We start from the raw sequence: 12417 nt of genomic DNA on the forward strand, positions 1-12417 counted from the left end.
TCCAGTGAGTGTCGCCCGAGCGTGTCGACCTGATGCGGAGATGCGGGCGACGGCCAGTGGCGCTAGGCGTCGCCTGACCGGTGATCGAGGCGACGTGTTCCGGCCAGTCGCCGGGAGCGGCTGGCCGGTCGAGGGGCGTCCGCCAGCCGGTCCGGTGGGAGCGGGAGCGGTCCGCTCGAGCTCAGCGGGGCTGCTGGGTGGCGTGCTCGTAGGTGGAGCCGGCGCTGTGCAGGAGCTGCCGGGCGGCCACGCCGATCACCGCGCTGTAGGTGGGGTAGGCGAACTCGACCTTGGCCAGGGTGGACACGTCGACCCCGGCCGCCATCGCGGTGGTGACGGCCTGGACCACCTCCACCGCCTCCTCGCCGACCGCGTGCGCACCGAGCAGCAGCTCGCGACGCCGGTCCGCGATCAGCTTGAGGAAGCCCCTCGGCCGGTCGTCGATGATCGGACGCTCCATGGCGGCGTAGGGCACCAGCGCCACCACGCAGTGCTCGTCGCGGGTCCGCGCCTGCTCCTCGGTCAGCCCGACGCCGGCGTAGTCGGGGTCGGTGAACCCACCCGAGGGCAGCAGGTGGTGGGGTGCCCGACGGGTCGGGCCGAGCACGGCGTTGCGCGCGGCCGCCTCGGCCTCGGAGTGCGCGGCCTGCACCAGCATGGCCTGCTGGTTGGCGTCCCCGGCGGCGAACACGTGGCCGACGTCGGTGCGCAGGTACTCGTCGACCGGGACGCCGTTGCGTGTCGTCGTCACCCCGGCCGCCTCCAGCCCCAGCCCCTCGATGGCCGCCGGCCAGCCGGTCGCGGTGATCACGGCGTCGAAGCGCTCGCGGTGCTCGCCGTCGCGGCGCCAGCTCAGCTCGATGCCGTCCTCGGCGCGCTCCAGGCCGACCACCGTCTCGACGCCGGTGAGCACCCGGACCCCCTGCTCGGTGAACGCCTGCTGCACGGCGGCGGACACCGCGGCATCGGTGTGGGCCAGGATCCGCGGCGCCACCTCCAGCAGGGTGACCCGGCACCCGAACGCGCTGAAGATCGTGACCAGCTGCGCCCCGGTGTTGCCGGCGCCGACGACGGCCAGGCGGCGCGGGAGGTCGGGCAGGTCGAGGACGTCCTCGGGAAGGGTGGCCAGCCCGGCACCGGGGACCGGCAGCCGGCGTGAGTGCCCGCCGACGCACAGGATGAACGTCCTGCCGCGGACCCGCCGACCGGTGCCGGCGAGCTCGACCTCGTGCGGCCCGACGAAGCGCGCCCGGCCCTCGAGGACGAGGTCGACCCCCGCCGCAGCGAGCTTCCCGGGCTCGGCCTTCGCCGTCTGGACGCGTTCGATGGTGGAGCGGACCCGGCTGACGGTGCGCGGCCAGTCGACCTCCTGCTGGGAGACGCTGATGCCCCACTCGTCGGCCGTACGCACCTCCCGCACCAGCCGCGCGGTCTTGGCCAGCACCCGGGTGGGGACGCACCCGGTGTTGACGCAGGTGCCCCCGGTCCGCGACGCCTCCAGGACCGCCACCCGGGCCCCGAGCTCGGCCGCCCTCAGCGCCGCCGCGGTGCCGGCGGGCCCGCCCCCGACCACCACGACGTCGTACTCCTCGCTGGTGCCGGTCCCGCCCGCTGCGCTCACGCCGCCAACCTACCGACCGCGTCGACGCGCCCGGTCCGACGCACAGCTCCCCGTCCCGCCCGTCCTCCCCGCACCCCTGCTCGGCTGTATGTCGTCGAGGTCTCGGACGGCGTGTCGCGGCGTGTCCCCCTGTGTCGGGCCCACGCCGTACACGCTGGCAGGGGTGCGGGTCCGGTAGGCGGGGCGGGCGCTCGGCTCCTTCGTCCCGGGGTCGGGGCCGGCACCCGGCACCGGTGGTCGAGCCCCACCCCTGAAGACGTGTACCGCGAGCGCTCGGTACAGCCGGACGCGCCGCGACACGCCGTCCGAGACCGCGACGACATACAGCCGATCAGGGGGTCAGGCGGAGGCGTCCACGATCTTCTCGAAGAGGAACTCGAAGGGCAGGTAGGAGACCTCGTACTCCTCACCCCGCGGGTGGGGCAGCAGCTGCGACATCTGGATCAGCCGCCAGCCGTCCAGCAGGGCGTCGAGACCGGTGGCGTAGGGCGGTTGGTCGCTGTCGCCCATGGTGGGACGGGAGCGGCCGGTGCCGTCGTAGCGGGTCCAGCCGGTGACGTTGGAGTCCAGCGCCGAGCTGGAGAGGTAGAGCACCAGCACCTGCTGGCGCAGCGTGGGCTGGGCCGGCGGGGTGGCGAAGGAGTGGTCGACGGTCGTCGTGGTCATGGCGTGTCCTGTCCTGGGTGGGAGGTGGTCGGGGAGGTCACAGACCCCAGCCGGAGGCCGGGGTGCTGGCGCCGAGGCGGACGTCGGTGGCCCCGGGCGCGGTGAACTGCGGTCGCAGCGTCTCCCGGGTGAGGTAGTAGTCCAGGTCGAAGTCCGCGTCCCCGGTCAGAGTGCGCCACAGCCGGGCGCGGTTGATCAGCTCCAGCCGCCCCTGCACCCCGGTGGCCCAGGGGAAGGAGGTGGAGAGCTCCGCGCGCACCTGCGGGTCGTCGATGTCGTCGGTGTTCCACAGCCGGAGCTGACGCACCGTCGGGTTGAAGCGGATCTTGAACATGTAGCGGGGGTGGTCGGAGTCGTTGCGGCGGCCCCCGTGCCAGATCCCGTGGTGCAGCAGCACGACGGTGCCGGCCGGGCAGGTCAGCCGGGTCTGGCCGGCCAGGTTCTGGTAGCGCCCGATGGAGGACTCGTTGATCCGGCGCAGGTGCGTGCCGGGGACGCTGAGGGTGCCGCCCTGCTCGAGGGTCACCTCGCGCGGGTAGTACATGAGCTGGACGTCGAAGGCGTCGGTGCGGGTGTCGAGCACCGCGTCCCCGTGCATGTTCTGCGCCTCGCCGCCGTGCGGCGGCCGGACGTGCACGGCGTGGTGGTCGATGGCCGGGGCGGGTCCGACCAGGCTCTGCACCGCACCCGCCACGGCGGGGAGGTCCAGCAGCTCGCGGACGAAGGTGCCGGTCGGGAAGGCGGTGTCCAGCGGGGTGCCGTAGGGGTGGCGCTCGATGCCGGCGTCCAGCACCGCGATGGCGCGCTGGTTCAGCTCGTCGGGCACCACCGCCTCCATGACGAAGGCGCCGTGGGAGACGAAGTGGGCCATCTCGGCGGAGGTCATCAGGTTCTTGCGGTCGGTCAGGGTGCTCATGGGGATCCTCGGTGTGGGTGCGGATCTGGTCGTTCGGGCCGGTGGTCGGTATCCGTCATCGACGTTAGGCAGGAACGTCGGCGGCGTCGTGGTCCAGGCTGGGCGTCCGCTGGTCGATACTGTGCACGTGCGTGATGCCCACCTCGACCTCGCCGAGCCGCCGCGACCGGCCACCGTCAACGTCGGGGTGCACGGCGTCCGGGCCCGCACCGAGACCTACCGGCTCCCCGAGCTCTGGCAGCTCCACCTCTACGACTACGCCGCGACGCTGCTGCTGGACGGCGTCGAGCACGCGGTCGCCCCGGGCACGGTGTCCCTGACGCCCCCGGGCACGACCTCGGAGATGCGCTACCGCGGGCGCTCCGAGCACCTCTACGCCCACTTCCGCGCCCCCTCCGCCGACCGGCCCTGCGGCATCGGCCTGGTCAGCAGCAGCGGCACCGACCTCCCGGTCCTGCGGACGCTGATGGTCTCGGCGGTGCAGCACGCCCGGACGCGCCCGGAGCGGAGCCGGGCCGACCTGTGGATGGTGCTGCTGCGGCTGTCCGAGCGAGCCGGGCCGGCCGGGGCGGTGCCCGGACCGGACCACGTCTCGGCGGCGATGAGCTGGATCGAGACCCGGCTGGCCGAGCCGATCACCGTGCCGCGGGTGGCCGCGGCGGTCGGCGTCTCCCACAACCACCTGACCCGGCTGTTCCGGCAGCGGACCGGGGGCAGCGTGGTCGGCTACGTGCGGCGCCGGCGGGTGGAGGTCGCCCAGCACCTGCTCGGCAGCAGCACCCTGTCGGTGGCCTCGGTGGCGGCGACGGTCGGGTTCTCCGACCTGCAGAGCCTCAACAAGGCGTGCCGGGCCGAGCTGGGGCTGTCCCCGCGCCAGCTCAGGGACGCGCGGCCGGGCGAGGGGTGATCCGGCCCACCGACGCCGTCCCCGCCGACCCGTCGAGGAGGACGGTGCCGGCGGGTCGCGGTGCGGCTCAGCCGTCCCCGGGGTCGACCACCATCGCGCTGCCACCGCCCCGGCGGACGGGCTCGGCCACCGCCTGCAGGGTCCCGTCGGGTCTCAGCTCGACCGCCGCGACGGCCCCGATCTCGGCGGTGGTGGTGAAGCTGTGGCCCAGCCCGGCCAGGTCCTGCGTGGCGAAGCCGGGTTCGACCTGGGTGCTCGCACCGTTGCGCTCGCTGGCCCGGGGCGCGGCCACCGCCTCCGGCAGGGTCAGGTCGAGGTCCACGCGGTTCACCAGGGTCTGCAGCACGGTGGTGATGATGGTCGCCCCGCCGGGGGAGCCCAGCGCCAGCCACGGCTCGCCGTCCCGCAGCACGATCGTGGGCGCCATCGAGCTGCGCGGCCGCTTGCCGGGCCCGGGCAGGTTGGGGTCGTCCCCGCCCTGGGTGTCGGTGAAGCTGAAGTCGGTGAGCTCGTTGTTGAGCAGGAAGCCCCGGTCCGGCACCACGATGCCGCTGCCCCCGGTCTGCTCGATGGTCAACGTGTAGGAGACCACGTTGCCCCAGCGGTCCGCGGTGGTCAGGTGGGTGGTCGACAGGCCCTCGTGGTCGTCCTCGGGCACGGCGGTGCCGCTCGGGCAGCCGGCGTAGACGCCGTCCGGGCTCCCCGGGGCGATCGGTCGGGGCAGGGTGGAGCCGGGGTCGATCAGGCAGGCCCGCTCCGCGGCGAACCCGTCCGACAGCAGCTCCCCGACCGGGACGTCCACCGCGGCCGGGTCGCCGACGTAGCGGCCGCGGTCGGCGAAGGCGATCCCGCTGGCCTCCAGGTAGTGGTGCAGCGCCTGGGTGGTGCCCATCCCGGCCAGGTCGAACTGCTCCAGCACGTTGAGCGCCTCGCCCACGGTGGTGCCGCCGCTGGAGGGCGGGGCCATCCCGTAGACCTCCAGACCGCGGTAGCCCACGGACGTCGGTGCCCGCTCGACCACCTCGTAGGCGGCCAGGTCCGCCGCCGTCAGCAGCCCCGGGCGGGCCACCCGCGTCGACCCCTCGGCCAGCGGCGGGTCCTGCACCGCGGCCAGCAGGTCGGCCGCGACCGGTCCCTCGCGCAGGGCGTCGGAGCCGTCACGGGCGATGGCCCGGTAGGTGGCGGCGAGGTCGGGGTTGCGCAGCCTGCTGCCCATCCGGGGCAGCTCGCCGTCGGGCAGGTACAGCTCGGCGGTGGCGGGGAAGTCGGCGAAGCGGGCGGCGTTGCTCTCGGTCTGGCTGCGGAAGGTCTCGTCCACCACGAAGCCGCGGCTGGCCACCACCGTCGCCCGGGTCATCGCCCGGCGCAACGACACGCTGCCCCAGCGCTCCAGGGCGGTCTCCCAGGTGGCGACCGTGCCGGGGACGCCGACCGACAGGCCGCTGGTGACCGCCTCGGCGAAGGGGATCGGCTGCCCGTCGGGGGCGAAGGTGTCGGCCCGCATCGCCGCGGGCGCGGTCTCCCGTCCGTCCAGGGTGTGCACCTCGCCGGTGGCCGCCTCGTAGTGGACGAGGAAGCCGCCGCCGCCGATGCCGGCGGAGTAGGGCTCGGTGACGCCGAGGGTCGCGGCGGCGGCCACGGCGGCGTCCACGGCGTTGCCGCCGCGTCGGAGCATCTCGATCCCGGCGGCGGTGGCGTCGGGGTCGACGGTGGAGACGGCGCCGCCGGTGCCCTCGGCGACCGCCACCTTGGGCGGTGTCCGCGGCCCGGCCTCGACCGGTGGTGCGGCGGTCAGCAGCCCGGCGGTGAGGCCGAGGGCGAGCACGGCGGCGCAGGGGCGCAGCGACCGTGCCGGACGTGTGGACAGTGGCAGACGGGACATCGTCGTCCTCCCGGTGGCGGTGGTGCCGACGCTAACCCCGCCGCCCGGCGGCGTCCAGAGCCGGGTCGACCCGGTTCGCGGAGTGCGTCGCGGCCACCGTTCACCTCCGGTTCAGGTGCGGGCCTGGTCCTGTCGGCCGGCAGGGTGCAGGCTCGTCCCCATGAGGCACCCCGCTCCGCTGTCCACCGTCCTCGCCCTGGCCTGCGTGGCCGCCCTCGGGCTCGGCGCCGCGCCGGGGGCCGCCGCCGAGCCGGACGTCCCCGCGCTGCCCCTCGGGCCCGCCGGGCTGGCGCAGACCGAGGTCACCACCCGGCTGGCCGACGGTGTGACCCACACCCAGATCGTCCGTGGCGCCCCCGACGCGGCGACGCCCTGGGTGGTGGAGCTGGCCATCCCCGCCACCGGCCCCGACCCCGACGCGCCTGCCCGGGCGGTCCAGGACCGGGCCAGCGCCGACGCCCTGATGGCCCGCCTGGCCGCGGCCGGGTTCCCCGCGGAGGTCCAGCCGGTGCGGCAGCCGGCCGTCGCGGACGTCCCCGCCTCGGTGAGCGGGTACCGGGTCCGGCTGACCGCCGGGTACCCCACCCAGGAGGCCGCCCGGGCCGCGGTGGCGGCCCTGCGCGGCGCCGGGTTCAGCGCTCGCGACTGGTACCGCGGCTGGGACGGCGGCAGCACCGACGTCGGCCGGTGGACGGTCAACGTGCTCACCATCGACCCGCGCACCTTCGACGGGGAGCTCGGCGCCTCCTACGGCCCCGACCTCACCGACCGCGAGAGCGTCAGCGAGCTGGCCGCCGAGGCCGGCGCCCTGGCCGCGGTCAACGCCGGCTTCTTCGTGCTCGACCCGGCCGCCGGCGCGCCGGGTGACCCGGCCGGGGCGGCGGTCTACGACGGCGACCTGGTCTCCGAGCCGGTGGGCGACCGCCCGGTGCTGGTGCTGCGCGACGACGCCCGGCGCAGCGACGTCGTCCGTCCGACCTGGCAGGGCAGCGTCACCGTCGACGGCCGGACCCGGCCCAGCCAGCGGGGTGAGCGCACCTCCCGGCTCGACGGGCAGGACCGCGTCCCGGGCCTGGTTCGCAACTGCGGCGGCACCGGCGACCAGCCCACCGACCTCCCGCTGCACGACGTCACCTGCACCGACGACGGCGAGCTCGTCGCCTTCAGCACCGCCTTCGGGCCGACCACGCCGAGCGGCCCCGGACGCGAGGTGGTGGTGGACGGGCGCGGACGCGTGGTCCGCGTCGCCGAGCAGCGCGGGACCGCGCTGGAGCCGGGCCAGCGCTCGGTCCAGGCCACCGGTGACCGGGTGCAGGAGCTGGCGGCCGACCGGACCAGCCGGCTGCGGATCCGCACCACCCTCACCGACGGCCGGCGCCCGCTGACCGGTGACGGCGTCTCGGTGGTCAACGGCGGCCCGGAGCTGGTCCGCGACGGCCGGGCCCACGTCACCCAGGCGCGCGACGGCATGGTCCGTCCCGACGACCCGTCCTTCGCCTACGGCTGGGCCCTGCAGCGCAACCCGCGCACCTTCGCCGGGGTCGACGCCCGCGGCCGGACGGTGCTGGTCACCGTGGACGGCCGCCAGCCCGACGAGCTCGGCCTCTCCATCCCCGAGGCCGCCGACGTCGCCCTGGCCCTCGGCCTGACCGAGGCGCTCAACCTCGACGGCGGCGGCTCCACGGCGATGGTGGTGGACGGGGGTCTGGTCAGCAGCCCCTCCGACGCCGCCGGGGAGCGTCCGGTCGGGGACGTCGTCTACGTCCGCTAACGCCCTGACGGCTGCTGACGCGCTGCGCCGAGGCCACCGGGGGGCGCCAGGACGCGTCCTCGGGCGGCTCGGGGTGGCGAGACGACGGCCCGCGACCACCCGGCACGACCGACCCGCCGCCACCCGCTCGGTGTGCAGCACTGCTGCGTACTCGCAGCGGGAGTGCACACTGCGGAGGCGAGGTCGCTCCGGGTGCGGGCGGTGGGAGGAGGAGGGTGACGGTGAGGACGATCGGAGTGGTCGCCGCGGCGGCGGCAGGAGCTCACACCCTGCGCGAGGGGCTGGTGCAGCCGCTGGTCGAGCAGGGGCAGCGGGTGACCGTGACGCTGACCCCGACCGCCCGGACCTGGTTCGACCACCTCGGTGAGACCGCGGCGCTCGAGGACCTGACCGGGTGGCCGGTGCGCTCGGCCCCCCGCGTCTGGGGAGCGCCCCGCCCGCACCCAGACCCGGACCTGCTGGTCGCCGCCCCCCTCACCGCGAACACCTGCGCCAAGCTGGCCCTCGGCCTCGGTGACAACCAGGCCCTCACCGTGCTGTGCGAGGGCATCACCGTGCTGCCCACGGTGGTGTTCCCGCGGGTCAACGCCGCCCACACCCGCCACCCTGCGTGGGAGGAGCACCTCCGCCGGCTCCGGGCCGCCGGCGCCCACCTCGTCCAGGGCGACGACGTGTGGCCGCTCGACGAGCCCCGCCTCAACGGCACCGAGCGACCGCTGCCGTGGAGTCACATCATCGAGACGGTCCAGCGGCTGCTGCCGGCGGTCTGACCACCCTTCCCGCGGCGCCCCAGGAGCCCGGGCCGGGACCGCAGCCGGGAACCGCTGGAGGTGAGCCGACCCAGGCGTCCTGCTGAGCCCGACGTCGTCGACCGGGGGTGTCTGCGCCGTCAGGGCGTGCGTCCCAGCGCCTGTCAGACGCTCAGGGGACGTGATCGGCTCTCAGGAGCAGGTTCTGACGCAGGACCGAGGCCTCAGGCCAGCAGACCCCGCACCGGGACCGACCAGACGTCCTCGCCGGTCCGGCCCCAGCGAGCCAGGAGCGCGTTGGCGGCCTGGAAGCCGGTGGTGGTGGCCCTCTCCATCAGGGCCACCGGGAGGTCGCAGCGCAGGCCGTCCCCGGCCAGCACCACCCGCGGGTCGGGGGTCTCGACCTCGAGCCGCTCGTCCCAGGGGCCCGTCCCGACCAGGGCGCAGTCGTCGCGCAGCAGCCACTCCTCGGCCAGCACCTGCGCGCCGTCCAGCTCCGGGTGCAGGGTCGACAGCGAGGCCCGCAGCTCCCGGCGCAGGGTGACCTCGTCCGGGGCGGACGTCCGCGACCGCTCCGCGTGGGGGTCCACCCCGGTGGGCAGGCCGACCGCGTAGGCGTGCAGCTCCACCACCGAACCACCGGTGCGGGCGGCCCAGCGCCGGGCGGTCTCCTCGAAGGTGTGCACCATGGTCACGTTGTCCAGCCCGCCGGGGAAGCCGGAGGTCCCGAGGAAGGGCAGCGTCCCGGGGGCGCAGGGCCGGTCCAGCCACATCCGCCAGACCGCGAACGAGGGCGCGCTGCGCAGGCTCGCCACCCGCTCCCGCCACGGCTCGTCGCCGATCCACGGAGCGCCGGCCACCAGCTGCTGCAGCGGACGCTGGTCGGTGGCCAGCACCACCGCGTCGGCCCGCAGCTCCGCACCATCCACCCCGACCAGCACCCCGTCCCCGTCCTCGGCCAGCGACGTCACGGCGGTGCCGGTGCGGACCTCGGCGCCGAGGGAGGTCAGGTAGCGTCCGAGCGGGGCCCACAGCACCTGGTCGTAGTCGTCGTCGGGGACGTCGAACAGCAGCCCCTCCGCCGAGCCCAGGAAGTAGCTGTGGAACATCGCCACCAGCTCGGCCCCGGAGAACTCGTCGGGGTGGGCGAAGAAGCTGCGGGCGAAGACCTCCAGCGCCAGGTGGCGTGCCTTCGCCGGGAACCGCAGCCGGTCCAGCACCTCGCTGGCGCTGGTGCCGTCGAGCTCGCGGAACGTCGCCGGGAAGTCCACCTCGAGCAGGTCCAGCGCGCGGCGGACGTCCACCTCGGCCAGGTCGCGGGCGGTGAAGGAGGGGCTGCGGGCCACGAAGGCGGCCATGCCGAACGGCGGGGTCCGCGGGATCCGGGCGAAGGAGTCGCGGTGCCCGCCGGCCAGCTGCAGCGGGTAGTCCGGGACGGCCACCAGGTGCCGCTGCGCCGGGTCGGTGCGGCGGAGCAGCGCGCGCAGGTTGTAGTACTGCCGGAAGAAGGCGTGGAAGCCACGGCTCATGGTGCGCCCGTCACCCAGCGGCCAGGAGCGGACGCGCCCGCCCAGGGTGTCCTCGCGCTCGACCAGGGTGACGTGCACGCCCTGCTCGGCCAGGACGCTGGACGCCGCGAGCCCGGCGATGCCTCCGCCGACCACCACCACCGAGCGGGGACGGTGCGGGTCGGCACCGGCCCGCGGCGGCTGCGGCAGGTGCCGGACGGCGTGGCGGTCGCGGCCGGGGTGCCAGCGTCGGGTGGAGGAGGGCAGCAGGGGAGGCATCACCCAGGACCCGGCTTGGTGGCCACGACCGTGTGCAGGATGTCGCGCTGCCAGTTGCCGAAGGTGCGCCGGCGGATCCCGGTGAAACCGGCCCGGTGCAGCCGCTCCTGCAGCTCCTCGACGGAGTCGAACTCCAGCACGCTGCGCCACAGGTAGCGGTGCAGCCGGCTGCGGCGGGTGACCACGACGGCCAGCGGGATCACCACCGCCCAGCAGACCAGGCTCCAGACGGCGGTGGGCAGGCGGTGCCCGCGGACGGCGTACTCGTGGACGACCAGCACCCCGCCCGGACGCAGCGCCCGGTACAGGTCGGCCACCAGCTCGTCGCGCTCGGGCACGTTGCGGACCAGGTAGGCGGCCAGCACGCCGTCCCACTCACGACCGTCCCGCCCCAGGTCCTGCGCCCGGCCGGCCCGGAAGTCGACCCAGTCCGGCCAGGACTTGGCCCGCGCCGAGGCGAGCATGCCGTCGCTGGCGTCCACCCCCTCCAGCTCGACGACGTCGCTCAGCCCGTGCTCGTGCACCGAGGCCACCACGGCTGCGGTCGAGGCGCCCGACCCGCACCCCAGGTCCAGCAGACGCAGCGGGGCGGCGTCCGGTCCCAGCTCCTCCAGCAGCGCCGCCGCGGAGGCGCGCAGGTGCTCGTGGTAGCCGGGGTTCAGCCCGACCAGGACGTCGTAGTGCTCGGCCACCTCGCTGAAGGCGTCGGTCACCTCGGCGTCGTGGGAGCGGGGGGCTCGGTGCAGCAACGTGTCCTCCGTCATGGTGTGCCTCGTGCTGTTCGACGACAGCGCCTCCTGCGGACGCATGGACCCGCCGCCGGTGCGGGCTCACCCTAGTGGGGCGTCCGACCTGGGCCCGTCGGTGGGAGCGACCTCACACCGCGCCCGCCCACGGCGTTGAGAGGGTGGGCCCCGGGAGGGGACCGGTGGACGAGGGAGGGTGATGGACCAGCCGTTCGAGGTGGCGGTGCGCGAGCACGGCACCGTGGTGCTGCGCGTCTGCCGCACGGTCCTCGGTCCCGGTGCCGACGCCGAGGACGCCTGGTCCGAGACCTACCTGTCCGCGCTGCGGGCCTGGCCCGGGCTGGACCCGGGTGCGGACGTCCGCGCCTGGCTGGTCACCATCGCCCACCGCCGTGCCCTCGACGTGACGCGGGCCCGGTCGCGGCGGGCGCTGCCGGTGGCCGACGTGCCCGAGCGGGAGGGGTCGGAGGGGATCGGTGAGCCGCCCGACACCGAGCTGTGGGAGGCGCTGGCCCGGCTGGCCGACAAGCAGCGCCGGTGCGTGGCCTACCACCACGTGGCCGGGCTGCCGCACGCCGAGGTCGCGGCGATCGTGGGGGGCAGCGAGGCCGCGGCCCGCCGGGCCAGTGCGGACGGCATCGCGGTGCTGCGGCGGGTCCTGGCCCACCGGGAGCAGGAGAGGAGAGCACGGTGAACGAGCGCACGAGGGGGCTGGGTGTCGTGCAGGGGCAGGAGGTCGTGCAGGGACCCGCGGTGCTGGGCGGCCTGGGCGCCGGCACCGGTGACCTGCTGGAGCGGCTGCGGGACCGGCTGGCCGTCGAGGCCGAGGGCGAGGGGCTGGTCGAGGTGGCCTGGCGGACCACGGACTCCCCGGTGGGGACGCTGCTGCTGGCGGCCACGGAGCGGGGGCTGGTCCGGGTGGCCTTCGCCAACGAGGACGGGGACGAGGTGCTGGCGGTGCTGGCCCGCCGGCTCGGTCCGCGGGTGGTCCGGGCACCGCGCCGGCTGGAGCGGGCGGTGGTGGAGCTGGAGGAGTACTTCGCCGGTCGCCGGCAGGGGTTCGACCTGCCGCTGGACCTCAGCCTGTCCACCGTCTTCCGGCGACGGGTGCAGCAGCAGCTGGCCCGGATCGGCTACGGGCGGACCGCCACCTACGCCGAGGTGGCGGCGGCGGTGGAGAACCCGGGGGCGGTCCGGGCGGTGGGGTCGGCCTGCGCCACCAACCCGATCCCGATCGTGCTGCCCTGCCACCGGGTGCTCCGCACCGACGGCGCGCTGGGCGGCTACCGCGGCGGCGCCGACGTCAAGAAGGTGCTGCTCGACCTGGAGCGCGGCGCCGCCTGACCTCGGGCCGCTCGCGGGTCCCGGGCGG

General features: G+C 75.5%; 11 protein-coding genes. 5 read left to right on the top strand and 6 right to left on the bottom strand.

Annotation, left to right across the window (positions count from 1 at the left end; translation table 11 throughout):
* Positions 1–181: 181 nt before the first annotated feature.
* The 3 genes from BLT52_RS05865 to BLT52_RS05875 all read right to left on the bottom strand — a co-directional run bounded on the left by BLT52_RS05865 (position 182) and on the right by BLT52_RS05875 (position 3203).
* A complete protein-coding gene (locus BLT52_RS05865; protein WP_090591511.1) occupies positions 182–1621 on the bottom strand; it encodes a dihydrolipoyl dehydrogenase family protein in 1440 nt (479 codons plus the stop codon).
* Between the two features lie 339 nt (positions 1622–1960).
* Positions 1961–2287, bottom strand: coding sequence for a hypothetical protein (locus BLT52_RS05870; RefSeq protein ID WP_197679211.1), 327 nt, complete (start codon positions 2285–2287; stop codon positions 1961–1963).
* A 37-nt stretch (positions 2288–2324) separates the two neighbouring features.
* Complete coding sequence (locus tag BLT52_RS05875) at positions 2325–3203, bottom strand: phytanoyl-CoA dioxygenase family protein (RefSeq protein ID WP_172803994.1); 879 nt, start codon at positions 3201–3203, stop codon at positions 2325–2327.
* Between the two features lie 127 nt (positions 3204–3330).
* Here BLT52_RS05875 and BLT52_RS05880 point away from each other — a divergent pair, with 127 nt between their 5' ends.
* A complete protein-coding gene (locus BLT52_RS05880) occupies positions 3331–4110 on the top strand; it encodes an AraC family transcriptional regulator (protein ID WP_090596362.1) in 780 nt (259 codons plus the stop codon).
* A 67-nt stretch (positions 4111–4177) separates the two neighbouring features.
* Here the strand turns inward: BLT52_RS05880 and ggt are convergent, their stop codons facing one another.
* Complete coding sequence (ggt, locus tag BLT52_RS05885; protein WP_090591513.1) at positions 4178–5992, bottom strand: gamma-glutamyltransferase; 1815 nt, start codon at positions 5990–5992, stop codon at positions 4178–4180.
* Between the two features lie 160 nt (positions 5993–6152).
* On the opposite strand from ggt, the gene BLT52_RS05890 reads away from it, so the two are divergent.
* A complete protein-coding gene (locus BLT52_RS05890) occupies positions 6153–7763 on the top strand; it encodes a phosphodiester glycosidase family protein (RefSeq protein WP_090591515.1) in 1611 nt (536 codons plus the stop codon).
* Positions 7764–7984: 221 nt separating this feature from the next.
* Positions 7985–8533, top strand: a complete 549-nt coding sequence (locus tag BLT52_RS05895) for a flavoprotein (protein WP_231946522.1) — start codon at positions 7985–7987, stop codon at positions 8531–8533.
* Between the two features lie 203 nt (positions 8534–8736).
* Here BLT52_RS05895 and BLT52_RS05900 read toward each other — a convergent pair whose 3' ends face one another.
* Together BLT52_RS05900 and BLT52_RS05905 are read right to left on the bottom strand one after the other, a co-directional pair.
* Complete coding sequence (locus tag BLT52_RS05900) at positions 8737–10299, bottom strand: NAD(P)/FAD-dependent oxidoreductase (protein ID WP_090591520.1); 1563 nt, start codon at positions 10297–10299, stop codon at positions 8737–8739.
* Positions 10299–11063, bottom strand: a complete 765-nt coding sequence (locus BLT52_RS05905) for a class I SAM-dependent methyltransferase (RefSeq protein ID WP_090591522.1) — start codon at positions 11061–11063, stop codon at positions 10299–10301. Before BLT52_RS05905 ends, BLT52_RS05900 begins: the two co-directional genes overlap by 1 nt.
* A 181-nt stretch (positions 11064–11244) precedes the next feature.
* Here BLT52_RS05905 and BLT52_RS05910 point away from each other — a divergent pair, with 181 nt between their 5' ends.
* Together BLT52_RS05910 and BLT52_RS05915 are read left to right on the top strand one after the other, a co-directional pair.
* Complete coding sequence (locus BLT52_RS05910; RefSeq protein ID WP_172803996.1) at positions 11245–11739, top strand: RNA polymerase sigma factor; 495 nt, start codon at positions 11245–11247, stop codon at positions 11737–11739.
* A complete protein-coding gene (locus BLT52_RS05915; RefSeq protein WP_231946523.1) occupies positions 11736–12389 on the top strand; it encodes a methylated-DNA--[protein]-cysteine S-methyltransferase in 654 nt (217 codons plus the stop codon). Before BLT52_RS05910 ends, BLT52_RS05915 begins: the two co-directional genes overlap by 4 nt.
* The last annotated feature ends 28 nt before the right edge of the window (positions 12390–12417 follow it).

This window comes from Auraticoccus monumenti (genome assembly GCF_900101785.1).
Classification (GTDB): domain Bacteria; phylum Actinomycetota; class Actinomycetes; order Propionibacteriales; family Propionibacteriaceae; genus Auraticoccus; species Auraticoccus monumenti.

Bases quoted from the DNA above. Each gene is read 5' to 3' on its own strand.
- BLT52_RS05870 (WP_197679211.1), bottom strand. From the start codon at position 2,287: ATGACCACGACGACCGTCGACCACTCCTTCGCCACCCCGCCGGCCCAG.
- BLT52_RS05875 (WP_172803994.1), bottom strand. From the start codon at position 3,203: ATGAGCACCCTGACCGACCGCAAGAACCTGATGACCTCCGCCGAGATG.
- ggt (WP_090591513.1), bottom strand. From the start codon at position 5,992: ATGTCCCGTCTGCCACTGTCCACACGTCCGGCACGGTCGCTGCGCCCC.
- BLT52_RS05890 (WP_090591515.1), top strand. From the start codon at position 6,153: ATGAGGCACCCCGCTCCGCTGTCCACCGTCCTCGCCCTGGCCTGCGTG.
- BLT52_RS05900 (WP_090591520.1), bottom strand. From the start codon at position 10,299: ATGCCTCCCCTGCTGCCCTCCTCCACCCGACGCTGGCACCCCGGCCGC.
- BLT52_RS05905 (WP_090591522.1), bottom strand. From the start codon at position 11,063: ATGACGGAGGACACGTTGCTGCACCGAGCCCCCCGCTCCCACGACGCC.
- BLT52_RS05910 (WP_172803996.1), top strand. From the start codon at position 11,245: ATGGACCAGCCGTTCGAGGTGGCGGTGCGCGAGCACGGCACCGTGGTG.